Origin of the sequence: Aeromonas sp. SCS5 (genome assembly GCF_001887375.1) — a bacterium.
Classification (GTDB): Bacteria; Pseudomonadota; Gammaproteobacteria; order Enterobacterales; family Aeromonadaceae; genus Aeromonas; species Aeromonas jandaei.
On sequence record NZ_LFCS01000003.1, the window covers coordinates 172,484 to 195,801 of the forward strand.

The 23,318-nt window shown below is 59.0% G+C and carries 20 protein-coding genes, 1 other RNA gene and 1 riboswitch; of the genes, 13 read left to right on the forward strand and 8 right to left on the reverse strand.

The window, feature by feature from the left end; translation table 11 throughout:
• The first annotated feature begins 2 nt into the window (after positions 1–2).
• Together BS300_RS03880 and BS300_RS03885 are read left to right on the forward strand one after the other, a co-directional pair.
• Positions 3–1,457 carry a sugar porter family MFS transporter gene (locus BS300_RS03880; RefSeq protein ID WP_071910901.1) on the forward strand — a complete coding sequence of 485 codons (1,455 nt, stop codon included), beginning with the start codon at positions 3–5 and terminating at the stop codon, positions 1,455–1,457.
• Entirely contained in the window at positions 1,454–2,344 is an 891-nt protein-coding gene (locus BS300_RS03885; RefSeq protein WP_071910902.1) for an aldose 1-epimerase, read from the forward strand. The genes BS300_RS03880 and BS300_RS03885 overlap by 4 nt, the downstream gene beginning before the upstream one ends.
• A gap of 94 nt (positions 2,345–2,438) precedes the next feature.
• Here BS300_RS03885 and ssrA read toward each other — a convergent pair.
• Both ssrA and smpB read right to left on the reverse strand, forming a co-directional pair.
• Positions 2,439–2,798: a transfer-messenger RNA gene (gene ssrA, locus BS300_RS03890) on the reverse strand.
• 162 nt (positions 2,799–2,960) lie between these two features.
• Positions 2,961–3,449, reverse strand: coding sequence for an SsrA-binding protein SmpB (smpB, locus tag BS300_RS03895; protein WP_005344095.1), 489 nt, complete (start codon positions 3,447–3,449; stop codon positions 2,961–2,963).
• Positions 3,450–3,618: 169 nt separating this feature from the next.
• On the opposite strand from smpB, the gene BS300_RS03900 reads away from it, so the two are divergent.
• Together BS300_RS03900 and BS300_RS03905 are read left to right on the forward strand one after the other, a co-directional pair.
• On the forward strand, positions 3,619–4,053 hold the full coding sequence (locus BS300_RS03900; protein WP_005344096.1) for an SRPBCC family protein: 435 nt from the start codon (positions 3,619–3,621) through the stop codon (positions 4,051–4,053).
• Positions 4,046–4,408 (forward strand): RnfH family protein, encoded by a 363-nt coding sequence (locus BS300_RS03905; protein ID WP_005344097.1) that lies wholly within the window; start codon positions 4,046–4,048, stop codon positions 4,406–4,408. Before BS300_RS03900 ends, BS300_RS03905 begins: the two co-directional genes overlap by 8 nt.
• A gap of 97 nt (positions 4,409–4,505) precedes the next feature.
• Here BS300_RS03905 and BS300_RS03910 read toward each other — a convergent pair whose 3' ends face one another.
• Both BS300_RS03910 and fadE read right to left on the reverse strand, forming a co-directional pair.
• Positions 4,506–5,780 (reverse strand): amidohydrolase, encoded by a 1,275-nt coding sequence (locus BS300_RS03910; protein WP_071910905.1) that lies wholly within the window; start codon positions 5,778–5,780, stop codon positions 4,506–4,508.
• Between the two features lie 157 nt (positions 5,781–5,937).
• Complete coding sequence (gene fadE, locus BS300_RS03915) at positions 5,938–8,394, reverse strand: acyl-CoA dehydrogenase FadE (RefSeq protein WP_071910907.1); 2,457 nt, start codon at positions 8,392–8,394, stop codon at positions 5,938–5,940.
• A gap of 255 nt (positions 8,395–8,649) precedes the next feature.
• Between fadE and lpcA the strand changes: the two genes are divergently transcribed.
• The 3 genes from lpcA to BS300_RS03930 all read left to right on the forward strand — a co-directional run bounded on the left by lpcA (position 8,650) and on the right by BS300_RS03930 (position 10,788).
• A complete protein-coding gene (lpcA, locus tag BS300_RS03920) occupies positions 8,650–9,228 on the forward strand; it encodes a D-sedoheptulose 7-phosphate isomerase (RefSeq protein WP_033114978.1) in 579 nt (192 codons plus the stop codon).
• Between the two features lie 134 nt (positions 9,229–9,362).
• Positions 9,363–10,154: a class II glutamine amidotransferase gene (locus BS300_RS03925; RefSeq protein ID WP_071910909.1), complete on the forward strand. Its 792-nt coding sequence runs from the start codon at positions 9,363–9,365 to the stop codon at positions 10,152–10,154.
• Between the two features lie 298 nt (positions 10,155–10,452).
• On the forward strand, positions 10,453–10,788 hold the full coding sequence (locus BS300_RS03930) for an Hpt domain-containing protein (protein WP_071910911.1): 336 nt from the start codon (positions 10,453–10,455) through the stop codon (positions 10,786–10,788).
• Between the two features lie 29 nt (positions 10,789–10,817).
• Here BS300_RS03930 and yvcK read toward each other — a convergent pair whose 3' ends face one another.
• Complete coding sequence (gene yvcK / locus BS300_RS03935) at positions 10,818–11,732, reverse strand: uridine diphosphate-N-acetylglucosamine-binding protein YvcK (RefSeq protein WP_071910913.1); 915 nt, start codon at positions 11,730–11,732, stop codon at positions 10,818–10,820.
• Positions 11,733–11,848: 116 nt separating this feature from the next.
• Between yvcK and BS300_RS03940 the strand changes: the two genes are divergently transcribed.
• Positions 11,849–13,033 carry an FIST N-terminal domain-containing protein gene (locus tag BS300_RS03940; protein ID WP_041208741.1) on the forward strand — a complete coding sequence of 395 codons (1,185 nt, stop codon included), beginning with the start codon at positions 11,849–11,851 and terminating at the stop codon, positions 13,031–13,033.
• Between the two features lie 15 nt (positions 13,034–13,048).
• Positions 13,049–15,145 carry a PAS domain-containing hybrid sensor histidine kinase/response regulator gene (locus BS300_RS03945; RefSeq protein ID WP_071910915.1) on the forward strand — a complete coding sequence of 699 codons (2,097 nt, stop codon included), beginning with the start codon at positions 13,049–13,051 and terminating at the stop codon, positions 15,143–15,145.
• A 247-nt stretch (positions 15,146–15,392) separates the two neighbouring features.
• Here the strand turns inward: BS300_RS03945 and BS300_RS03950 are convergent, their stop codons facing one another.
• The 3 genes from BS300_RS03950 to narQ form a co-directional block, all read right to left on the reverse strand.
• The gene (locus BS300_RS03950) at positions 15,393–15,968 is read right to left on the reverse strand and encodes an LON peptidase substrate-binding domain-containing protein (RefSeq protein ID WP_033114984.1); all 576 of its coding nucleotides are present in this window, start codon (positions 15,966–15,968) and stop codon (positions 15,393–15,395) included.
• Positions 15,969–16,071: 103 nt separating this feature from the next.
• Complete coding sequence (gene narL, locus BS300_RS03955; RefSeq protein WP_033114985.1) at positions 16,072–16,710, reverse strand: two-component system response regulator NarL; 639 nt, start codon at positions 16,708–16,710, stop codon at positions 16,072–16,074.
• Positions 16,710–18,422, reverse strand: a complete 1,713-nt coding sequence (gene narQ / locus BS300_RS03960) for a nitrate/nitrite two-component system sensor histidine kinase NarQ (RefSeq protein ID WP_041208739.1) — start codon at positions 18,420–18,422, stop codon at positions 16,710–16,712. Before narQ ends, narL begins: the two co-directional genes overlap by 1 nt.
• An 84-nt stretch (positions 18,423–18,506) precedes the next feature.
• Positions 18,507–18,647: riboswitch (molybdenum cofactor riboswitch) on the forward strand.
• Here narQ and moaA point away from each other — a divergent pair.
• The 4 genes from moaA to napA all read left to right on the forward strand — a co-directional run bounded on the left by moaA (position 18,635) and on the right by napA (position 23,317).
• Positions 18,635–19,630, forward strand: coding sequence for a GTP 3',8-cyclase MoaA (moaA, locus tag BS300_RS03965; RefSeq protein WP_071910917.1), 996 nt, complete (start codon positions 18,635–18,637; stop codon positions 19,628–19,630). (Overlaps the previous riboswitch by 13 nt.)
• Positions 19,631–19,868: 238 nt before the next feature.
• Positions 19,869–20,402 (forward strand): ferredoxin-type protein NapF, encoded by a 534-nt coding sequence (gene napF / locus BS300_RS03970; RefSeq protein WP_071910919.1) that lies wholly within the window; start codon positions 19,869–19,871, stop codon positions 20,400–20,402.
• Between the two features lie 13 nt (positions 20,403–20,415).
• Positions 20,416–20,673: a chaperone NapD gene (locus BS300_RS03975; RefSeq protein WP_033114988.1), complete on the forward strand. Its 258-nt coding sequence runs from the start codon at positions 20,416–20,418 to the stop codon at positions 20,671–20,673.
• A gap of 154 nt (positions 20,674–20,827) precedes the next feature.
• Complete coding sequence (gene napA / locus BS300_RS03980; protein ID WP_071910921.1) at positions 20,828–23,317, forward strand: nitrate reductase catalytic subunit NapA; 2,490 nt, start codon at positions 20,828–20,830, stop codon at positions 23,315–23,317.
• Position 23,318 lies beyond the last annotated feature (1 nt).

Below are 23,318 nucleotides of genomic sequence, written 5' to 3' on the forward strand. Positions count from 1 at the left end.
TCATGGAACACACTCAACATCGCTCGGATACGCACCGGCTCAACATGGGCTACGTCTGGATGATCTGCCTGGTGGCCGCCTGCGGAGGTCTGCTGTTTGGTTACGACTGGGTGGTCATCGGTGGGGCCAAGCCCTTCTATGAGGCCTATTTCTCCATCACCGATCCGGCCCAGTCGGGCTGGGCAATGAGCTCGGCGCTGGTGGGCTGTGTGCTGGGGGCAGCTATCTCTGGCTGGTCAGCCGACCGCTTCGGCCGCAAGAAGCCGCTGATCCTGGCCGCCATCCTGTTTACCATCTCGGCATGGGGCACGGCTGCGGCCAGCAACTTCGATTTGTTCGTGGTCTATCGCATCGTAGGGGGGATCGGTATCGGTCTGGCTTCTGCGCTCTCGCCCATGTACATCGCCGAGATCAGCCCGGCCGACAAGCGGGGCAAGTTCGTCGCCATCAACCAGCTCACCATTGTCATCGGTGTGCTGGCTGCTCAGCTGGTGAACCTGATGATCGCCGATCCGGTAGCGAGCAATGCCACTCAGGCCGATATTCTGGCCACCTGGAACGGCCAGTCCGGCTGGCGCTGGATGTTCGGTGCTGAACTGGTGCCGGCGCTGGCGTTTCTGGTGCTGATGTTCTTCGTGCCGGAGTCACCGCGCTGGCTGGCCAAAGATGGCCAGTATGAGCAGGCGGCCCGCATGCTCGGCAAGATTGGTGGGGATGCCTATGCCAAGCAGACGCTGGCCGAGATCCGCCAGACTCTGGTGGGGGAGTCAGCGCACAAGGTATCGCTGGCGGAGTTGGGCAAGCCCTCGGTGCGCCCCATCCTCATCATCGGCATGGTGCTGGCGGTATTCCAGCAGTGGTGCGGCATCAACGTCATCTTCAACTACGCGCAGGAGATCTTTGCCTCCGCCGGGTTTGACATCAACAGCACCCTCAAATCCATCGTCGCCACCGGTCTTATCAACCTGCTGTTTACCCTGATCGCGCTGCCCATGGTGGACAAGATTGGCCGTCGCAAGCTGATGCTGATTGGCTCGGCTGGTCTCACCATCATCTACGGCATGATGGCCGCGGCCTATGCCAGTGGCGTGTTGGGCTTGCCGGTGTTGCTGCTGGTGCTGGCGGCCATCGCCATCTATGCGCTGACGCTGGCGCCGGTGACCTGGGTGCTGCTTTCGGAGATCTTCCCGAACCGGGTACGCGGGCTGGCGATGTCGGCCGGTACGCTGGCGCTCTGGATCGCCTGCTTCGTGCTGACCTACACCTTCCCGCTGCTTAACGCCGGGCTGGGGGCCGCAGGCAGCTTCCTGCTCTACGGCATCATCTGTTTTGCCGGGCTGATCTTCATCTACCGCAAGGTGCCTGAGACCAAAGGGGTGACGCTGGAGGCACTGGAAGCCCAACTGGCGCAGGGCAAGGTCGAACTGACGCCGACCAAGGCTAGCGCCTCGGCATGACGGTTTACACATTGAGCAACCCGCATCTTAGGATGCGGGTTTCAACACAAGGGGCCTGTGTGTTGGGGCTGGAGGATGAGCAGGGGCGACCGTTGCTGCGTGACACCAATCCCGATGCATCTTGCAACCCCGGGCAATGGCATCCCGGCGAAAGTGCCCTCTTTCCCATGGTGCCGCTGGCCAACCGGGTCGCAGGCAACCGTTTTGAGTTGTGGGGAGAGGCGTGTGCATTGCCCGCGAGCGAGCTCGATCCCGATTTCTTTTTGCATGGGGATGGCTGGCTACAGCGATGGCAACCAGTGGCGTTGACCGACAGCTCGGTGACTTTGCAGCTCAACAGCCAGAATGGTCCCTTTCACTATCTGGCGGAGATCGACTATCGGCTGCAGGGGGCGAGCCTGGTGGCGCGGATCAGCCTGACCCATCTCGGGGAGAGCCCCTGTCTCTACGGCGCGGGTTTTCACCCCTTCTTCTGGCGCGACGAGCAGACCCGCATCCGTTTTCTGGCGAGCGGCGTCTGGCAAGAGGGAGCAGATCATCTGCCGATCGACTGGTCGAGCAGGCTGGCGCCCCACCTCGATTTTCGCCAGTGGCAACGCCCGCAAGGATGGCTCAACCACTGTTACGGCGGCTGGCGCGGTCAGGCCGAGCTGGAGCATCCCGCTCGTCGGCAGCGGTTGAAGGTGGCCAGCGACGCCTCCTTCCTGATGCTCTATCAGCCGGATGAAGCGAGCGGTTTTGTTTGTCTTGAGCCCCAGAGTCATGCCGCCAATGCCCACCATATGGCCGGTCACCCCGGCCTGCGTCTGCTGCAGCGCGGTGACACCATGAGCATCGTCATGACCATCACCCTGATGCCTGAACCGACAACACTTTGTAAGCCATAGCTAGATCAGCGGTGATATTGTGCGGGTTGGGTGTTTGCCGAAAACGGAGAAATAAAAAGGACCACCTCTTGCGAGGTGGCCCTTTCCAAACGTTTGGTGGAGCTGGGGGGATTTGAACCCCCGTCCAAAATTACTACATCCTTGGCACTACATGCTTAGTCACTCTTTACATTCGCCAACCCGCTGCGGAGAGACACGCCACGAATTGACTAGCTCGATTGGTTTTAATGCTTCCGCCCCGAGCAGGACTTCCACACGATCCTGTGAAGGATGACCTTCCGATTCCCTAGGACACAGGCAAGCTAGGGTAGAAGGGCTCAGCGCAGGTTATTAAGCTGCGAGTGCGTAGTTTTCGTCGTTTGCGACTATTTTTTTGCGGTTTATTAACGAGGCCTACCGCACCTCGGCATGCACCTTGGGTTTCGTGAATCTTGTCGAATCCAGAATCAGCCCCAAGTTGTTAAGAGCGATTGTACGCAAAAATGCTGGTATGGCAAGGCGTTGATGGCTATTCCCGCCAGCGGGTGGTCTGTTTGCCGATTTATTGTGCGCAGTGACCGGGGGAGGGGAACCGGAAGTGAGGTGTCCGGACGGGAATCGTCCGGACATCAGAGGGTTAGCCGCGGTACTTGTTCTTCATGATGCGCGCTTTTTCCCGATCCCACTCGCGGGCCTTGGTATCTTCGCGCTTATCGTGCTCTTTCTTGCCCTTCACCAGACCGATCTCGACCTTGACCCAGCACTGTTTCCAGTAGAGGGCGAGGGGTACGACGGTATAGCCCTGACGGGCAATCAGGCTTTCGAGTTTGTCGAGTTCACGACGGCTCAGCAGCAGTTTGCGGGTACGGGTCGGGTCACACACCACATGGCTGGAGGCCGCTTGCAGTGGCAGGAAGCTGGAGCCGAACAGGTAGGCTTCGCCATCGCGGAAGATGACATAGGCTTCGCTGATGTTGGCCTTGCCCGCCCGCAGGGATTTGACTTCCCACCCTTGCAGGGACAGACCCGCTTCGATCTTCTCTTCGATGAAGTATTCGTGGCGCGCGGTTCTGTTGAGTGCAATGGTGCTGGACCCGGCTTTGTTTTTACTGTTTTTTTTGCTCATGACGGGCGATTTCCGGCAATGACTAGGAGGCTCGTATTATACGTAGGCGGGGGCGGCTGTAAAACGCGCGACGGGTCAAGTGGCCGCTTTCTGAGCAGTTTGGCCGAGGTTTTACCTCCAAAAGCGCCAACATGGTGATAAAATCTCGGCGATTGGATGAGGAAAAGCCATGCCCCGTATTACTCGCAGTGCCCTGGTGATGTTCAGTGCCGAACAGATGTTCAAGTTGGTCAACGATGTGAATGCCTATCCGCAGTTTCTACCCGGCTGTGTTGGCAGCCGTGTTCATGAGGCGGGTGACGATTACATGATGGCGTCGGTCGATGTGGCCAAGGCGGGCATCGCCAAAACCTTTACTACCCGCAACCAGCTGGATGTAAACCGCCAGATCAGGATGGAGCTGGTGGACGGCCCCTTCAGCAAGCTGGCGGGTTGGTGGACCTTTACTCCTCTCGATGTGGATGCCTGCAAGGTGGAGTTTGACCTCGATTTCGAATTTACCTCCAAGCTCATCGAAGTGGCCTTTGGCCAGGTGTTCCGCGATCTGGTGAGCTCCATGGTCTCCGCCTTCTCCAACCGGGCCAAGGTGGTGTACGGTGCCTGATCAGCTCAATATCGAAGTGGTCTATGCCCTGCCGCAGCGCCAGACGGTGATTGCGCTGCGGGTATCTCCCGAGACCTGCGTACAAGCAGCCATCGAGCAGTCCGGCATCGTGCAGAAGCACCCCGAGATCGACTTGTCGGTCAACAAGTTCGGCATCTATAGCCGTCCGGTAAAAGGGAGCGATCTGCTGCAGGATGGCGATCGCATCGAGATCTATCGCCCTCTCATCGCCGATCCGCGCGAGATGCGCAAAAAGAGGGCCGAGAAGGCCAAGGAGGAGGGGCGTGCCGATGCTGTGACCGGCGGTCGTCCCAATACCAACCGCAAGCGCGGTGATGGCCAACCGGCTGAGTGACATTGCGCCGCAGCAAGCGGTTGGCAAATAAAAAGGCGCCAATGGGCGCCTTTTTTGATCCTGTTTGCTCAGGTTTCCGAGCTGATGGCCACCGGGTTTATTCCTTGATATGAGCGCAATTCCCCAGTCTGGCGTGGGCCCACGCCGCCAGCAGATCAACCCCGCTCTGCATCACCCGCTCGTCGAAATCGAAGGCGTTGTGGTGGTGCGGCGCTGCCAGATCGGCGCCAAGGATCAGGTAAGCCGCTTCGCCACCCTGCTTTTGCACCCGCTCCATCAGAAAACCGGCATCTTCGCTGGCGCCAAAGCGGCGAGTCTGGATGGTGGCGAGCCCCTGCTTGCGAGCCAGCGCCGCCAGCTCGGCCTGCAGCGCCGGGCTGTTATCAAGCGCGATGGCCTCACCCTGCTTGATGATGCGGTAGGTGACGCCGTGGGCAAGGGCGGAGCCTTCGACGATGCGTTGCACCTGGCTGAACATGTAGTCGTTGAGGGCGCTGTCGGCGCCGCGGGTCTCACCGTGCAGTTCGGCATGGTCGGGAATGACGTTGCGCCCGCTGCCGGCGTGGAGTTGGCCGATGTTGATGCGGGTCATGCCGTCGCGGTGGCGCGGAATGCCGAGCATGGCGGTGGTGGCCATGCAGGCGGCAGCCAGCGCATTGCTGCCGGCATTGGGTTCGAGCCCGGCATGGGCGGCGGTGCCCATGAAGTGCACGTCGAACTTGGTTGAGCAGAGGAACTCGGTGGGGTTGATCACCAGCTCGCCGCTGCCGGCGTGAATGCCGATATGGAGCGAGAGCAGGGCATCCACATCATCGAGGGCCCCGCCTGCGGCTAGCGCCTTGCCACCGCGACACCCCTCTTCAGCGGGTTGGAAGAAGAGCTTGATGCGTCCGCACAGCTCCTCTTTCATCGCCATCAGGCGGCTGGCCAGCCCCAGCCCAATGGCAGTATGGCCATCGTGGGCACAGGCGTGCATCCACCCCTTGTTGTGGGACGCAAAGCCCTCCTGCTGCGGCAGGTGCTGCTCGGCGGCAGACTCCTCCACCTCCACGGCATCGATGTCGAAACGAAAGGCCAGAGTCGGGCCAGGGCGGCCGGTATCCAGCTCTCCCATCAGCCCGGTCACGTCGCCAATGCGCTCCAGCCAGTCGGGATGGGCACCCTGACGGCGGGCGCGGGCTTTCTCGGCGGCCACATCGACATCGCGCCCCATCATCAGATTGCTGGCCAGCAGCTTGTCGCCAAGCACGATGTGATAGCCGAGTTCATTCAGATGGTGGGCAATCAGGCTGGTGGTACGAAACTCTTTCCAGGCCGCTTCCGGCAGGCGGTGCAGGTCGCGGCGCCACTGGATCAGGTGCTCAAGGGTCATCCTGGCTTCCTTTGTGATTCGGTTTGCCGGCTATTGTGCACTGTTTTGCGGGCGAGAACACGGGGAAGGGCGCTGGTCGGGGGAGCTGGTGCACGCTGTTGCAGGCATGAAATAAAAAACGCCTCCACAAGGGAGGCGTTGTCAGAATGCCTTGATATCAGGCGGCGCGATGGTAAGCCGAGGCTTCAAACAGCTTCTTGTTGGCTACCAGATCGATGGGGTCAAAGTCATCGACGTTGATGGTGCGCAGGCGACTTACTTCGGCGCGGCGCAGCAGCTCCGCTTCGCTCTGGCTCAGCACGCCAGCCGCCAGACCGATGTCGGCCACCTTGTCCAGAGCCAGGAAGGGGCGCTTGATGCCGTCAGCCTTGCACACCTTGTCAAACAGCGGCTCGGCAGCCAGCACGTCATCGAGCGCCTGTTCCAGCAGACCGAAGGGGTTACCCTCTTCGCGGGTCAGGTACTGGCCCTTGGCCAGGCGGCTGCGGGTCTCACTCGGAGTTTGCAGCAGGCGGGCAACCTGGTTGTCCAGCTTGTCGCTCGGACGCTTCATGTCGCGACCCAGCGGCAACACCACGGCGCGCAGGGCGAGGCCAATCCAGCGGTTCGGGAAGTTGCGCAGCAGCTCGTCGATCGCCTCTTGTGCCTTGAACAGAGCATCTTGCAGCGCCCAGTGCAGCAGCGGCAGGTCGGCCTGCTGGCGTCCCTCATCCTGATAGCGCTTGAGGGCGCTGGAGGCCAGATAGAGCTGGCTCAGCACGTCGCCAAGGCGGGCGGAGACCCGCTCCTTGCGCTTGAGCTCACCACCCAGGGTGCTCATCGCCATGTCTGACAGGAAGGCCAGGTTGGCAGAGAGGCGGGAGAGCTTCTGGTAGTAGCCTTTGGTCTGGTCGCCATAAGGTGCTGCGGCAAAGCGGGCGCCAGTCACACCCAGCCAGAAGCTGCGTACCAGGTTGCTGATGGCAAAACCGACGTGGCTGAATACCGCTTTGTCGAAGTCCTTGAGGGCCTGCTCCTGATCCGGGTGGCTGGCCGCCAGCATCTCCGGCAACACGTACGGATGGCAGCGGATGGCGCCCTGACCGTAGATGATCATGCTGCGAGTCAGGATGTTGGCCCCTTCCACCGTCACGGCGATGGGGGCACCCTGATAGCCACGAGCCAGATAATTGTTGGGGCCCATGCAGATGGCCTTGCCGCCGTGGATGTCCATGGCATCGATGATGCACTTCTGGGCACGGTCGGTGAGGTGGTATTTGACGATGGCGGAGATGACCGAGGGCTTCTCGCCAAGGTCGATACCGGTCACGGTCAGGTTGGCTGCAGCGCCCATGATATAGGCGTTGCCGCCGATGCGGGCCAGCGGCTCTTCAATCCCTTCCATTTTGCCGATGGGCAGCTTGAACTGGCGACGGATGCGGCTGTAGGCACCGCTCGCCAGGGCCAGCATCTTGACACCACCGGTGCTGTTGGAGGGCAGGGTGATGCCGCGGCCTACCGACAGACACTCGACCAGCATGCGCCAGCCCTGACCGGCCATGGCCGGGCCGCCGATGATGAAATCGAGCGGGACGAACACATCCTTGCCCTGAGTCGGACCGTTCTGGAACGGCACGTTGAGCGGGAAGTGGCGACGCCCAATGCCGACACCCTTGATGTGAGTAGGGATCAGAGCGCAGGTGATGCCGAGCTCTTCCTCGTCACCCAGCAGGTGCTCGGGGTCACGCAGTTTGAAGGCGAGACCCAGGACGGTGGCGATGGGGGCGAGGGTGATGTAGCGCTTGTTCCAGGTGAGGCGCATGCCGAGCACCTCTTTGCCTTCCCACTCGCCTTTGCAGACGATACCGAAGTCGGGGATGGAGCCGGCATCAGAACCCGCTTCCGGGCTGGTCAGGGCGAAGCAGGGGATCTCTTTACCTACCGCCAGGCGGGGCAGGTAGTAATCCTTCTGTTCGTCAGTGCCGTAGTGCTGCAGCAGTTCGCCCGGGCCCAGCGAGTTGGGTACGCCGACGGTGGAGGCGAGCACGGCGCTGGCGCCGCACAGTTTTTGCAGGACGCAGGACTGGGCGTAGGCCGAGAACTCCAGACCGCCATATTTCTTCTTGATGATCATGGCGAAGAACTTGTTGTCCTTCAGGTATTGCCACACCTCGGGGGAGAGATCCGCGCGCTCGTGGGTCACTTCCCAGTCGCTGACCATGCGGCAGACGGTTTCTACCGGGCCGTCGAGGAAGGCCTGCTCTTCGGCAGAGAGGGTACTGACCGGAATGGCGTGCAGTTTTTTCCAGTTCGGGTTGCCCGCGAACAGATCGGCTTCCCACCAGGTAGTACCCGCTTCAATCGCCTCTTTCTCGGTGCGAGACATCTCCGGCATGATCGATTTGTAGAGTTTGAACAGCGGCTTGGTTATCTGGGTGCGGCGAAATTCCACCAGGTTGAGCGGGATGGCGATCACCGCAAACAGCGCCCAGACCAGCAAGGGCACATGACCATAGATAGCACCAAGCACCAGCGTCGCGCCGGTGACCAGGGTGGAGATGAACAGGGATGTCCGGCGGTAGGCCAGGGCTCCGATAACCAGGATCACCCCGAGCAGAGTGAGGGTCGTCGTCATTGCTTGCTCCTTGCGTGAAAGATTGCCAACGTGGCGTCACTGATCCAGAGGTCAGACCTGTTGGATGTGGCCCCTGTTGTAATTCATACGCACAAAGTTATCAAGCTGTTTACATCTTCATTACCTTGCGACTGTGATCCCCGTAACGCTCGTGGCAACAGGGTTGTGTTGCAGGGGGAGGGGGCGACTCCGGGATTGGCTTGTGCGAGAATAGCGGTGACTTACACGCACACTAAAAACAGTGGAAGAGACATCATGTACCAAGAATTGATCCGCAACGAACTGACTGAAGCTGCCAGCGTGCTGCAGGCTTTCCTGGCTGACGAGCAGAACCTGAAAAACATCGAAGCGGCTGCCAAGCTGCTGGCCGACTCCTTCAAGGAGGAGGGCAAGGTGCTCTCCTGCGGCAATGGCGGCTCCCACTGCGATGCCATGCATTTTGCCGAAGAGCTGACCGGCCGCTATCGCGAGAACCGCCCGGGTTACGCCGGTATCGCCATCTCCGATCCGAGCCACCTCTCCTGTGTCTCCAACGATTTTGGCTATGACTACGTATTCTCCCGTTATGTGGAAGCGGTCGGCCGTCGTGGCGACGTGCTGCTCGGTATCTCCACCAGCGGCAACTCCGGCAATATCATCAAGGCCATCGAAGCTGCCCGCGCCAAGGGGATGAAAGTGATCGCCCTGACCGGCAAGGATGGCGGCAAGATGGCCGGTCTGGCCGACATCGAGATCCGGGTGCCGCACTTTGGCTATGCCGATCGCATTCAGGAAGTGCACATCAAGGTGATCCACATCCTGATCCAGCTGGTCGAAAAAGAGATGGCCAAGTAATCGGCAACTCGTCGATAAAGGTGCAGGGAGGAGTACCAGTGATACACTCCTCTCTGCTCTTCTAATCCGGGTTTTGCTGGCCAGCCCGAGTGCGAAGCCAGTTGTTATGTAGTCAAGGAAGGGGGCATCCGGATATGTGCGAACTGCTCGGCATGAGTGCCAATGTGCCGACCGATATCTGTTTCAGTTTTACCGGCTTGATGCTGCGTGGCGGCAAGACCGGCCCCCACAAGGATGGCTGGGGCATTACCTTTTACGAAGGGAAGGGCTTTCGCACCTTCAAAGATCCCGAACCCAGCGCCCAGTCACCCATCGCCAGACTGGTACAGGCGCTGCCCATCAAGAGCTGCGCCGTCGTCAGCCATATCCGCCAGGCCAACCGTGGCTGCGTCTCGCTGGAAAATACCCACCCCTTTACCCGCGAGCTGTGGGGCCGTTACTGGACTTTTGCCCACAATGGCCAGCTCACCGGCTACAAGAAGTTGCCAACCGGGCGACATCGACCGGTTGGAGACACCGACAGCGAACACGCTTTCTGCTGGCTGCTCGACCGGTTGGAGCAGAAGTACCCCAAGCGTCCCGCCAACTTTCCCGCCATGTTTCGCTATATGGCCACCTTGTGTGATGAGCTCAGGGGGTTGGGGGTGTTCAACATGCTGCTCTCGGACGGGGAGTATGTGATGACCTACTGCAGCAACAACCTGCACTGGCTGACTCGCTGCGCACCTTTTGGCGAGGCGAGTTTGCTGGATGAAGAGGTGGTGATCGATTTCCAGAGCGAGACCACACCCAACGATGTGGTGACGCTGGTCACGACGCGGCCGCTGACCGGCAATGAGAACTGGATCAAGATGGCCCCCGGCGAATTCAATCTGTTCCGGCTTGGGGAGCGGGTGGCGACTAACCAAATCAGCGTCACACCATAAAAAAAATACCAGGGTAGAAAACTACCCTGGTTCTTCGCAGCAGCCATAAAGGCAAAAAGGGATGAGAGGTGTTGCTGAGCAATATCACTCTGACAAAACGAATTGTTATCTAGTTGTTAATTTACGGCAACTTTTTTGTATCTTTTGCCATTTGCACTGTATCGATAGTGAGAGATCTCTCACGTTTTCCACCTTGGAGCTCACTTCATCATCAGAGGAATAACGGCTGTGCAGGCGATCTTGTTGATGGAATTATCTATAGTATGGTCTGTTTGAATACCTTTCAGGGGAGGCACACATGGAGTGGGTAGATCGCAAGGTATTGCAGCAGTTGGCCGATGACATTGGTCAGGAGATGTTGCCGGTGGTGATCTCTGTCTTTATCGAAGAGGTGGGTGAGCAGTTGGGTCAGCTCAGGCCACTCTATGAGCGGGGCGATTGGGCACAACTGGCCAGAGTGGCCCACAGCATGAAATCATCCTGTGGCAGCTACGGCGCCATGCCCAGCTACCAGCAGGTGATGGCGCTGGAGATGGCCTGCAAGCAGGCCGATGCCGGTGAAGCGGGGCGTCAATTGCAAGAGTTGGAGCACTCCCTGCCCCAGGTTCTCTCTTTCCTCGCAACCTATCAGTGAGGCTGTTTGGTTCGGCGCATGCAGATTAATCAGCGTGCGTTGAGCAGATGCTGGATCACTCTGTCCAGCGCAAGTTTCAGCTTCAAGCGATCGTGGCGGTGAGGCAGTTCGCTCTCCCCCAACTCCGCCTCGATCAGTTTGCCTTGCCACTCCCCTGCTCCTCCGGCCTCGCTGGGGGCGAGGATGGCGTCAATCCGTCCCTGACCTATTCTTGATTCCAGCCAGCGACACTGGCTCTTCAGATCAAGCTGGCCAGCTGGCCCTTTCTCCGCTACCAGATTGCAGATAAAGACCACCATGGCGTTGCTCTCGTTGATGGCCTGGGCGATCTCGGCCAGCAGCAGGGGGGGCATGATGGAGGTGAGAAAACTGCCCGGCCCGAGGATGACCATATCCGCCTGTTGCAGCGCCTGTACCGCCTCTCTGGTGGCCTGCACTTCGGGCATCAGGCCAAGAGAGAGCGGTGGGGAGGCGAGCTGGTCAATCGAGACCTCTCCGAGGATCCGGGTGCCACACTCCATGTTGGCGCAAAGATCGGTCGGAAATTCAGACATGGGTAACAATTGTGACTCGATTTTGAGCATGTCGCTGATCAGCTTGATAGCATCAAGAGGACGGACACAGAGGTTATCGAGTGCCAGCAGCATCAGGTTGCCGAGGTTATGTCCCGCCAGTTCGCCCCGGCCGGCGAAGCGGTATTCAAACAGCATGCTGCCGATGCTGGGATCGGTCACCAGCTGATTGAGGCAGTTGCGAAGATCGCCCCAGGCGATGCAATCCTGGCTCTTGCGCAGGCGTCCGGTGGAGCCACCATCATCTGTTGTGGTGACTATGCCGGTCAGGCGTTGACCCAAGAACGAGAGGGATGAGAGCACTCGTCCCATACCGTGGCCACCACCGATGGCTACGACCCGCTCGAAGTCATTGATGTTTTTCTGCCACATGAAGGCATCCTGTCATTGGTCTCAGTTGACCGCTATATTAGCAAGTGAATCGAGGTAATTGTTTGATAAGGGTATGATTTTTGCTTGCGGTTGGCATCCGTTAATACGACAAGGAGATGGTGTTGAAATTTCTGACCGTTCACTCCCTCGCTGAAAGTTCAGCGCTGGCGGCTCAAGAGATCTGTGCGCGACTGCGCCACCATTCCATGCAGGCTCCCTCCCTGTTGCTGATCTATTTTACCGAGGCCCATGAGGGCGAGATAGTCTGTTCCGAGCTAAAACGCCAATTCCCGACCACCCGTTTTCTGGGGTGCAGCTCCTGCGGTGGGGTGATGACCGAGGTGGGCCATCATGCCCGACAGGGATATGGTCTGGCTGCGGCGGCATTTTACGATGAGGCGGGTGCCTACGGCATAGCAGGAGCCAGCGGTAGTCAGGTTGATGTGCGGCAGTTGCTGCGTCGCGCCATGAGTGACTGTGGCCGACCCGGCGAGCTGCCCCAGCTTATCCTCTTTCATGCCAGCCCCGGCCAGGAAGAAGGTCTGCTGGCCGGCATTGAGGCAGAATTGGGCGCATCCGTACCCGTGGTCGGCGGCTCTGCGGCCGACAACAGCGTTAGCGGCAACTGGCAACTCTGTTGGGATGAGTCGATGACCCGCGATGGCATCGTGCTGGCGGTGCTCTATCCCGATTGCCAGCTCGCGTTTCAGTTTCACTCCGGCTACGTCCCCGCCGAATGCAGCGGCGAGATCACCGCCTGCCATGGGCGGGAGGTGCTGACTATTGATCACCAGCCTGCCGCAGAGGTCTATGCCCGTTGGTGCGGGCGCGAGTCCCCCTGGCCTGTGGGCCCCATCTTGCGCGAAACCACGCTCAATCCACTGGCTCGTCAGGTGGGCTCCCTCGATGGTATTCCCTATTACAAGCTCTCTCATCCGGAGGCGGTTACCGAGCAGGGAGGCTTGCGCCTCTTTACCGACGTGGCGCCGGGCGAACGGTTGCTCCTGATGTACAGCAGTCAGGAGGGATTGCTGCAACGTAGCCTCAATGCAATCCGGATCGAGCCGGGCTATGGTGTCGATGTTGAATTACAGCCTATCGGCGCGCTTATCATCTTTTGTGCTGGTTGTCGTTTGGCGCTTGGTGATATGTTGTGCGAGTTTGTCGAACAGAGCCGTGCTCGTCTCGGCAAGATCCCTTTTATCACTCCCTTTACGTTCGGCGAGCAGGGGCGGCTGCCCCACGGTGAGCTGGCTCACGGCAACCTGATGGTATCGAGCGTGATCTTCCTGACCCGTTAGAGAACAGGCAACAAGATGATTGGCAACAGCGAACTGGAAGCCCTGGGCGACAAACTGCAGACCACTCTGGTCGATCTGATGCGTTGTCGTGAGCGCGAGGCCAAATACCGGCATGAATCCCAGACCCTGCTGAGCGGGGTAGCGACACTGGCCGATGCCCAGACGCCGGAGCAGGTGCTGGAGAGCCTCATCCAGGTGCTCAAGCCCTTTATCGGATTTGAGCATGCGGATGTGGTGGCTTGGGAAGGAAAAGCAGGGGTCACCCATCTCACTACCGATCCTGTGGAGCAGGGGCGTAACTGGGCCATGACACCGGCATTTGGCCGGGCGATTGCGGGAGAGACGCTGGTGATCTACGACCCTTCCCAGTTGCCGGAGCTGGCGGATCTCGCTGCAGTTCCGGGATGGGCGAGCCTGATGCTTACCGGGCTGCAGGCCCCAGGATTCAGTGCCACCATCATCTGTCGACACTCCCGTGCCGGCACGTTCGATCTCACCAGCAAGGCGGCGATGCAGCGCTGCCGCCCGCTCATCTCGCAGGCACTGGTCAACATCACTTATCGGGCCCGCTTGCAGGAGCAAGTTGCGGCCAAGACCGAGGCGCTGCAGGCCAGCAAGCGCCGTTTTCGCAGTTTTGCCGCCATGGCATCGGACTGGTTTTGGGAGACGGATGCCGAGCACAGACTCAGCTACGCCTCCGAGCCCGGCTATCTCGATGAGCAGACGCCGCTCTCTACCCGGCCGACCCTCTATGACTATGTTTGCAACAAGGGCAGCCGGGAAGCCAACGTCTACCTCGAATTGCTGGAACAGCGTCAGCCGGTTCGCGCAGTGCGAATGCAGGTCGCTCTGCAGGGAGGACCTTGCTGGATGGAGGTGAGCGCCGAGCCGAGCTTCGATGAAGAGCGCAACTTTATCGGCTATCGCGGCACTGCCCGGGACATCAGCAGCCAGATCCGGCGTGAGGAGGAGCTGGCTCGGGCGCGGGACGAAGCCGAGGCGGCCAACCGCGCCAAATCCCAGTTTCTGGCCATGATGACCCACGAGATCCGCTCTCCGATGAATGCGGTGCTGGGCATGCTCGATCTGTTGCAACATGCCGAGCTGGCACCAGATCAGCAGAGCCTGCTGCGTCACGCGACCCACTCGGCCAGATTGCTGCAAACCATCATCGACGATGTGCTCGACTTCTCGAAAATCGAATCCCAGACCCTGGTATTTCACTGCGAGACGATGCAGACAGAACGCCTCTGCCAGTCGCTTATCGAGCCGCTGCAGGCAAGGGCCGATGCCAAGGGGATCGAGTTGTGCTGTGAAGTAGACGATGTGGTGCCCGGGGAGTTACAGGGAGATCCGATGCGGCTCTCCCAGGTGATTGGCAATTTGCTCGACAACGCCCTCAAATTTACCGATGAGGGGAGGGTGACCCTGCGGCTGAGTTGGCATGAGGATAAATTGCGGGTTTCGGTGAGTGATACCGGGATCGGGATTGCCCCGGAGGATCAGGCCCAGCTTTTTGAACCCTTCTCGCAGGTTGATAACTCGGCAACCCGTCGCTTCTCGGGGACCGGCCTGGGCCTTGCCATCAGCAAGCGGCTGGTTTCCCTGATGGGTGGGGAGATCCGGCTGGAGAGTGAGCCTGGCAAGGGGAGTTGCTTCTGGTTTGAGCTCAGCAACATGGCGCTGCCCTGTCACTGCCAGCCAGCGCGGGAAGAGAGTGCTCCCGCCCTGCAGCCGCTCGATGTGCTGGTGGTGGAGGATAGCCCGGTCAATCAGCTGGTGGTGTCACTGATGCTGCAAAAACTGGTGAGCCATGTCCGGTTGGCCGTCAATGGGCTGGATGCGCTGGCGCAAGTGGAGCAACAGCAGCCGGATCTGATCCTGATGGATATGCGGATGCCGCAGATGGATGGGCTGGAGGCGACCAGACGGCTGCGGGAGATGGGTTACACCATGCCCATCGTCGCGTTGACGGCCAATGCGATGGCAGAGGACAAGGCCTGCTGTCTGGCGCAGGGGATGGATGATTTTCTCGCCAAGCCGATCACCTTGTCACGGCTGCGTGACTGCTTGCAACGACACTTTGGTCAGCGTTTGCCGACGCGCGGATAAAAAAATGGTCAACTTTGTGGGTTGACCAGATCTTCAGCAAATACTGAAGAGAGCACGGGATAAATCGGGTTGTACAAATCTATATGAAAAATCTGTGCCAACTTTTAAATGACTCTTTTATGTTCAATTTGGCCGTTTAGCGCAGCGGCTCTCTCTTGTTATGGCTTGTTGTGTTACTACTCATTTGCAAAATGCGAATTTTCGATTTTCATTGTTGGAATAATTGCATTTTGCAAAGCTGTTTTTGTCATTGTGAAATCAGGCGATGCAGGAATTTGCGAGCCGCTTCGCTGTTCTGTTTGGCTATCAGCATCTGCTTTTCATAAATCGGCATCGGCAGGATTTCGAGCCAGCGCTGACAGAGCCAGGCTGCATCTTCAAAGCGCTTCTCCGGGTAGAGTTCATCAAGTTCCGGATATTGCTCGAACACCTCGCGCAGGCGGTTCACCAGCAATTTGTCGTGGAAATCGGAGTGGGTGCTGGGCCAGTTGGGCAGCGTTTCCACTTTGGCGCGACGCAGTCCCAGCTCGTCGGTCTCCATCTCGTGGATGCAGAAGCGCTCCAGCCCCAGTACGGTGATCCCCAGCATCCCATCGTTCAGGGTGTAGAAGTCGGTCACCTTGACCCGGGTACCGACCGGCAGGATGCGACCTGCTTGTCCCGAGGTAGTCGACTCTTCCATCACGATGCCAAAGCCCTGATCGTTGATGAATGACTCTTTGAGCATCTGCAGATGACGGGGTTCGAACAAACGCAGAGGCAGCTTGCCGCCCGGGAGTATGTGGGAAGGCAAGGGGAACAGGGCCAAAGGTTGCAGTTTCATGTTCCATCCTCCATTGAGTAGTTGCTGAATAGGTCAATGCAGCGACTGTGCCAGAGAATGAAAAAAGCCACCGGAAGGTGGCTTTTCGGGCGGTTGAGGGCGTTTAGTTACGCTGCTCAAGATACATGACAGCCGCTTCCACGCGGCTCTGCGCCTCGAGTTTCTTCAGCAGGCTCTTCACGTGAACCTTGACTGTTCCCTCGGAGATATGGAGCACGGAAGCGACCTGTTTATTGGAGAGGCCTTTTGCAATTTCACGCAGGATTTGCATTTCGCGACGCGTTAAGCTCTCAAGCTTCTGCTGCAGGTGATCCAGCTCGTAGATATTCTCGAGGTAGGGGCGCAGCGGCTCGCTCAGGATCTGCTTGCCGGTCATCACGTCAGCCAGTTGGGCCAGCAGCAGATCCGGTTCGGTGTCCTTGAGCAGGTAGCCATCGGCACCGGCCTTGAGCAGGGCTACTACATCCTGGCGGGCATCGGAGACAGTCAGGATGACGACCCGGGAGGTGACCTCTTCGGCCCGCAGTGCCTTGAGGGTATCGAGACCGGAGAGCCCTTTCATATTGAGGTCGAGCAGGATCAGGTCCGGCTCGGACTCCTTGGCCAATGCCACGGCGTCAGTACCGTTGGAGGCTTCACCGATCACCTCCATGTTCTCTTCCAGAGCCAGTAACTGCACAATCCCTTTGCGCATCAGGGGATGGTCATCTACGACCAAAACACTGTATTTCATCTCGTCCATCAGGCGTCTCTCGCTAGACTGGTGGGAAAAGTCAGATGCACACGGGTGCCTTGTGGCTGCTGTTCGTTGATGGTCAACAGGCCGTGCAGTTTGTTGGCGCGTTCGTTCATGATACTCAAGCCGTAATGGTTGATCGCCGAGCTGGCGAGTCCAATACCGACACCGTCATCTGAAATCTGAACCTCGATGTTACCACTGGCGAGGGTCTCACAGCTAACATCAATCACTTGCGCATTGGCATGTTTGATGGCGTTGAGCACTGCCTCACGGATCAGCTGCAGAATATGGATGTGCTGGCCCGCTTCAAGATCCGAGTCAGCCAGACCGTAGTGGAACCGGATCTCGGCGTTGGTCTGGGGCTGTAACTGATCGAGCATCACCCGGATCGCTTCACCGAGATTGGCGTCCCCTATGGTGAGGCGGAAGGTACCGAGCAGCTCGCGCAGCTGGGTGTAGGCGTTGCTGAGCCCTTCGTCGATCTGCTGCATCGCCTCCTGTGCCTTATCCTGTTGCCCCTTGGCGTAGGAGCGTTTGAGCAGGGTGGACTGGATCTTGAGGTAGGAGAGAGCCTGCGCCAGCGAGTCGTGCAGCTCGCGGGCGATGACGGCCCGCTCCTCCATCAGCAGCAGCCGCTGGTGTTGCAGCAGGGTCTGATCCTTGTGCAGCACCTGGGCCAGCAACATGGTGAAGTTTCTGATCAGCCGCTCGTCAATGGGGTGCTGACTGATGATGTCGAGCCGGCCAAACTCCTGATCATCCATCTGCAGATAGAAACTGGCTACCGCATCGAGATCGCCGGGCCAGCCGGTTCGCCCGGAGGTATAGACCGGCATGGCGTTATTTTCGAAGCGGGTCAGCCGGATGTAATCGATATGCTGGTGGGCTGCCGCCCTGTCCAGCAGCTTGATGAGGGTGCGGGTGCTGAGCGGTGCTGCGTGCAGCTTCTGGGCCGTGCTGTAGAGGAAGGAGAGAGTGTCGTTGGCCTGTTGCAGCTTGGCGGTTTTCTCCTCCACCTTGTTCTCGAGCTCCCGATAGAGCTTGCCCAATTCGTCGGCCATGGTGACAAAGGCACGCGACAGTTCCCCCAACTCGTTTTCACCGTGGCTGGGCAGTTGCAGATCGAAATCCTGGCGCTGGATCTGGCGGGCACAATAGACCAGCTGATTGAGCGGGGCGACCACCTGCTTGCGGGTAAAGCGCACCGTAAACCAGGCGATGAGGATGATGGCGAGCAGACCGAGCCCCTCAGCCAGTGCCAGCATCCGTACCTTGAACTCGACGTGGTACTGCATCTGATTGACGAAATTGTCGATGGCCGCCACAAACTTCTCGGTGTTGTCGGTGTAGCGTCTGGGGGTGCTGTTTTCGATGTGCTGACGCATCTCCTGCCACTGATCGAGCACTTCGCCATAGGTGCGGCGCAGGGAGGCAGGAGTGATCCAGCGCTGGGTCTCCTGTAGCTCTGCGGCGTGCAGCGTCTCTTCAAACTGGGAGAGACGGCCCAGTACACTCTCGCCCCGCTCGATTTCGTAAGCCATCCGGTAAGCCTGCATCCGCAGCGAACCGGAGAGGTTGATCGCCTTGGCATCGGGTACCGAGTAGAAGAGGGTGACCATGGCAACGACCGCAATAAGGCTGGCCATGAAGAGGATCAATACCATGGCGCGCCCGATGGCGCTGCTGACCGAATGGACTCTGAATCTGTGTCCCATGCTCATGTTGATATTGACCTCTGAATTGTGACAAGGCGTCGTCAAGATGCGTGGGAGTGTACTCCAACTTGTGTTAGCATCGAAAAACTAGATGAACTCCGAGCGGTTCTGCCTAAGTCCTTGGGATAGGGGAGAACCAGCCGTCAGCCGATGTTCGAGCTGTAAGGGTCAGGAAAGAAATGCCCTGGCCTCCCGTATTTGGAAAGGTGTTTATGTTGCCTCTTGAAGATGGTTTTTCCCGTCGTTTTTACTATTTGCGTCTCTCGGTGACCGATGTGTGCAACTTCCGTTGCACCTACTGTCTGCCGGATGGTTATCGCCCTCCAGAAGGTCACAAGGGAGGACGAAAATCCTTTCTCTCGCTCGATGAGATCCGCCGCGTAGTGCATGGCTTTGCTGCCATGGGAACCCGCAAGGTGCGAATTACCGGCGGCGAGCCCTCCTTGCGTCGTGATTTCACCGAGATCGTCAATGTGATCGCGACCACGCCGGGCATCGAAAAAATCGCCATGACCACCAACGGTTATCGCTTGAAAGAGCGGGCCCGCGAGTGGTTTGACGCCGGGCTCAATGCGCTGAATGTCAGTGTCGATAGCCTGGACCCGCGCCAGTTTCACCAGATCACCGGTGAGAACAAGCTGGCGGAGGTGATGGAGGGGATCGAAGCGGCGCTCGCCGCCGGTTTCAAATCGGTGAAGATCAATGCGGTGCTCCTCAAAGGGCTGAACGACTATCAGCTGGAGGCTTTCCTCGGCTGGATCAAGCACAAGCCCATCGAGCTGCGCTTTATCGAACTGATGCAGACCGGCGAGATGGATACCCTGTTTCGCGATCACCATGTCAGCGGTGAGGGGATAAAGCAGCGCCTGCTGGAGAGTGGTTGGCTGCAGCAGCTGCGCGGCAAGGATGACGGCCCGGCGCAGGTATTCATGCATCCGGAGTCGCAGGGTGGGGTGGGTCTCATCATGCCCTACAGCAAGGATTTCTGTGCCGGTTGCAACCGGCTGCGAGTCTCTTCGGCAGGAAAGTTGCACCTCTGTCTGTTTGGCGACAATGGGGTCGAGCTGCGGGATCTGCTAACTGCAGACGAGCAGCAGGAGGCGCTGCAGCAGCGGATTCGTTCTGCCCTGAGCGGCAAGAGTGCCACCCACCGTTTGCACGAAGGCAATGCCGGAGCAACCCCTCACCTTGCTTCAATCGGTGGCTGACCACAAAAATAGCCATTGATTAAATAGCAATCCTCATATGGAGGTATTTTCATCGATACCTCCCTTTTTGTTCTGCGCCAAGGCTTTGATCTGGCGCAAAAATCCCCCCTGTTTATCTCCCTGGTGGTATATCCCTTAACTTGTCAGGGCCGCAATATACACCCACTCTTATAATTGGTATCGAAAATGCCAATCAAGGACTCGTGCCGCACCCTTCATCACTGAAACGGGAGTCAATATGCCGGAAGAGATCGATCTTGCCCGCCGTGGCCTGTTTCGGGGCCGCTTGCGGGTTGCCGAGCCTCCGGTGCAACTGCCCTGGTCGGTGGCCTGGTCGCAATTCTCGGCCGGATGTACCCGCTGCGGTGATTGTCTGGCCGCCTGCCCGGAGCAGATCCTGATCAACGGAGAGGGAGGTTTCCCCACCGTCGACTTTCAGCGCGGCGAGTGCACCTTTTGCGGTGACTGCGTTGCCGCCTGCAAGGAGCCGCTGTTTCGGCCAGCATCGGAGACGCCTTGGCAATACAAGGCGTCCATTGCCGCCAACTGCCTGGCCAATGGTCAGGTTTATTGCCAGCGTTGTCAGGACAGCTGTGAACCGCGGGCCATTCGCTTTATTCCGACACTGGGGCGGGTACCCACCCCGGTCATTGAGCTGGATAGCTGCAACGGCTGTGGTGCCTGTGTGCAGGACTGCCCGGTTGGCAGCATCAAGGTGGATGGCTCGGCGGCCAGTGCACAGAAGAGTCAGAATGAATCAGGCATTGAATGACCCGGGAGTCACAATGAGTCAGGAGTTTCATGTTTCGAGTCTGGTGGTGCTGACCCAGCCCACCTTGCGTCACCAGCTCGCAGAAGAGATTGCGGCCCTCGACGGTGCCGAGATCCACGCCGTCACCGACGAAGGCAAGCTGGTGGTGACCCTGGAAGGGGCAAGCCAGCGGCCGATCATGGCGGCCATCGATGCGATACAGGCGATGCCGGGCGTGCTCTCTGCCGCCCTGATTTACCATCAGTTCGATGAACTCGATGCCCAGCAATGAATAAGGTGCCGTGAAGTCGGGTCTCCATGATCTGACTGAGTGGTTTCTAGTTGATGCGATAAAAACGAGGCACTGGTATGCGGTTCGTAGCCTTGAGCGAGCGCCAGTTAAATACACTCGATAACTTACGCGACAAGCAATGCGAGGATATGTCATGAAGCTGAGTCGACGCGACTTTATGAAGGCCAACGCGGTGGCGGCTGCCGCTGCCGTGGCCGGTGTCAGTGCCCCCACCCTGGCGGCCAATCTCATCACCAGTACCGACAAGACTGCCATCCACTGGGATAAAGCGCCTTGCCGCTTCTGCGGTACCGGCTGCTCCGTGCTGGTCGGTTCCCAGGATGGCCGTGTCGTGGCGACTCAGGGCGACCCCGATGCGCCGGTCAACCGTGGCCTCAACTGCATCAAGGGCTACTTCCTCTCCAAGATCATGTACGGTCAGGATCGCCTCACCCAGCCGATGCTGCGGATGAAGAACGGCAAGTTCGACAAGGATGGCGACTTCGCTCCCATCAGCTGGGATCAGGCCTTCGACATCATGGCCGAGAAGTTCAAGGCCACCCTCAAAGAGAAGGGGCCGACTGCCGTTGGCATGTTCGGTTCCGGCCAGTGGACCGTCTGGGAAGGTTACGCCGCCGCCAAGCTGATGAAGGCCGGTTTCCGTACCAACAACATCGACCCCAACGCCCGCCACTGCATGGCCTCCGCGGTCGTCGGCTTTATGCGTACCTTCGGTATGGATGAGCCGATGGGCTGCTATGACGATATCGAGCAGGCCGATGCGTTCGTGCTGTGGGGCTCCAACATGGCCGAGATGCACCCCATCCTCTGGTCGCGGATGTCCGATCGCCGTCTCTCCAATCCGGATGTGCAGGTGCACGTGCTCTCCACTTTCGAGCACCGCAGCTTCGAACTGGCGGACAACGGCATTGTATTTACCCCCCAGACCGATCTGGCGATCCTCAACTATGTCGCCAACTACATCATCCAGAACGACAAGGTGAACTGGGACTTCGTCAACAAGCACACCGTGTTCAAGAAAGGTGTCACCGACATCGGTTACGGTCTGCGTCCGACCAACCCGCTGCAGCAGAAAGCGAAGAACCCGGACAGCGGCGATGCCACTCCGATGACCTTCGAGGAGTTTGCCAAGTTCGTGGCCGACTACGATGTTGAGTCGGTCTCCAAGCTCTCCGGCGTCTCCAAAGAGAAGCTGGAAAAGCTGGCCAAGCTCTATGCCGATCCGAGCAAGAAAGTGGTCTCTTACTGGACCATGGGTTTCAACCAGCATACTCGCGGTGTCTGGGCCAACAACCTCTGCTACAACATCCACCTGCTCACCGGCAAGATCTCCGAGCCGGGCTCTGGCCCCTTCTCCCTGACTGGCCAGCCTTCAGCCTGCGGTACCGCGCGGGAAGTGGGCACCTTTGCCCACCGTCTGCCAGCCGACATGGTGGTGACCGATCCCAAGCATCGCGCCATTGCCGAGAAGATCTGGAAACTGCCGGAAGGCACCATCCCGGAGCAGGTGGGTTACCACGCCGTGCTGCAGGATCGCATGCTCAAGGATGGCAAGCTCAACGCCTACTGGGTGATGTGCAACAACAATATGCAGGCCGGTCCCAACATGAATACCGATCGTCTGCCTGGTTATCGCGACCCGCGTAACTTTATCGTGGTCTCCGACCCGTACCCGACCGTTACCGCCCAGGCCGCTGACCTCATCCTGCCCACCGCCATGTGGGTGGAGAAAGAGGGCGCCTACGGCAATGCCGAGCGCCGCACCCAGTTCTGGCACCAGCAGGTGAAGGCACCGGAAGGGGCCAAGTCCGACTTGTGGCAGCTGATGGAGTTCTCCAAGCGCTTCAAGGTTGAGGAAGTGTGGCCTGCTGAACTGATTGCCAAGATGCCGGAAGTGAAGGGCAAGACCCTGTTCGACGTGCTCTATGCCAACGGTCAGGTCAACCAGTTCCCGAAAGAGCAGAGCAAGGGGATGCTGAACGACGAAGCCGAACACTTCGGTTTCTACGTCCAGAAGGGTCTGTTTGAGGAGTACGCCACCTTTGGTCGTGGCCACGGTCACGATCTGGCGCCGTTCGATCAGTACCACGAAGCGCGCGGTCTGCGCTGGCCGGTAGTGGATGGCAAAGAGACCCTGTGGCGCTATCGCGAAGGGTTTGACCCCTATGTGAAAGCGGGCGAGGGGGTGCGCTTCTATGGCAAACCCGATGGCAAGGCGGTCATCTTCGCCCTGCCGTTCGAACCCGCCGCCGAGTCGCCGGATAAAGAGTACGATCTGTGGCTCTCCACCGGTCGCGTGCTGGAACACTGGCACACCGGTACCATGACCCGCCGGGTGCCCGAGCTCTATCGTGCCTTCCCGGATGCGGTGCTCTTCATGCACCCGGACGATGCCAAGGCCCGTGGCGTGCGTCGTGGTGAAGAGGTGATCGTCTCCTCCCGCCGTGGCGAGGTGAAAACCCGGGTCGAGACCCGTGGTCGCAACCGTCCGCCCAAGGGACTGGTCTTCATGCCCTTCTTTGATGCGAGCCAGCTGGTCAACAAGCTGACCCTGGACGCCACCGATCCGCTCTCCAAAGAGACCGATTACAAGAAGTGCGCCGTCAAGGTGATGAAGGCCTGAG

Bases quoted from the DNA above. Each gene is read 5' to 3' on its own strand.
- moaA (WP_071910917.1), top strand. From the start codon at position 18,635: ATGTTGCCTCTTGAAGATGGTTTTTCCCGTCGTTTTTACTATTTGCGT.
- BS300_RS03975 (WP_033114988.1), top strand. From the start codon at position 20,416: ATGAGTCAGGAGTTTCATGTTTCGAGTCTGGTGGTGCTGACCCAGCCC.
- fadE (WP_071910907.1), bottom strand. From the start codon at position 8,394: ATGACGACGACCCTCACTCTGCTCGGGGTGATCCTGGTTATCGGAGCC.
- BS300_RS03885 (WP_071910902.1), top strand. From the start codon at position 1,454: ATGACGGTTTACACATTGAGCAACCCGCATCTTAGGATGCGGGTTTCA.
- BS300_RS03940 (WP_041208741.1), top strand. From the start codon at position 11,849: ATGGTGTTGAAATTTCTGACCGTTCACTCCCTCGCTGAAAGTTCAGCG.
- BS300_RS03910 (WP_071910905.1), bottom strand. From the start codon at position 5,780: ATGACCCTTGAGCACCTGATCCAGTGGCGCCGCGACCTGCACCGCCTG.
- BS300_RS03945 (WP_071910915.1), top strand. From the start codon at position 13,049: ATGATTGGCAACAGCGAACTGGAAGCCCTGGGCGACAAACTGCAGACC.
- smpB (WP_005344095.1), bottom strand. From the start codon at position 3,449: ATGAGCAAAAAAAACAGTAAAAACAAAGCCGGGTCCAGCACCATTGCA.
- BS300_RS03880 (WP_071910901.1), top strand. From the start codon at position 3: ATGGAACACACTCAACATCGCTCGGATACGCACCGGCTCAACATGGGC.
- narL (WP_033114985.1), bottom strand. From the start codon at position 16,710: ATGGACGAGATGAAATACAGTGTTTTGGTCGTAGATGACCATCCCCTG.
- yvcK (WP_071910913.1), bottom strand. From the start codon at position 11,732: ATGTGGCAGAAAAACATCAATGACTTCGAGCGGGTCGTAGCCATCGGT.
- napF (WP_071910919.1), top strand. From the start codon at position 19,869: ATGCCGGAAGAGATCGATCTTGCCCGCCGTGGCCTGTTTCGGGGCCGC.
- napA (WP_071910921.1), top strand. From the start codon at position 20,828: ATGAAGCTGAGTCGACGCGACTTTATGAAGGCCAACGCGGTGGCGGCT.
- BS300_RS03930 (WP_071910911.1), top strand. From the start codon at position 10,453: ATGGAGTGGGTAGATCGCAAGGTATTGCAGCAGTTGGCCGATGACATT.
- BS300_RS03900 (WP_005344096.1), top strand. From the start codon at position 3,619: ATGCCCCGTATTACTCGCAGTGCCCTGGTGATGTTCAGTGCCGAACAG.
- BS300_RS03950 (WP_033114984.1), bottom strand. From the start codon at position 15,968: ATGAAACTGCAACCTTTGGCCCTGTTCCCCTTGCCTTCCCACATACTC.
- narQ (WP_041208739.1), bottom strand. From the start codon at position 18,422: ATGGGACACAGATTCAGAGTCCATTCGGTCAGCAGCGCCATCGGGCGC.
- lpcA (WP_033114978.1), top strand. From the start codon at position 8,650: ATGTACCAAGAATTGATCCGCAACGAACTGACTGAAGCTGCCAGCGTG.
- BS300_RS03925 (WP_071910909.1), top strand. From the start codon at position 9,363: ATGTGCGAACTGCTCGGCATGAGTGCCAATGTGCCGACCGATATCTGT.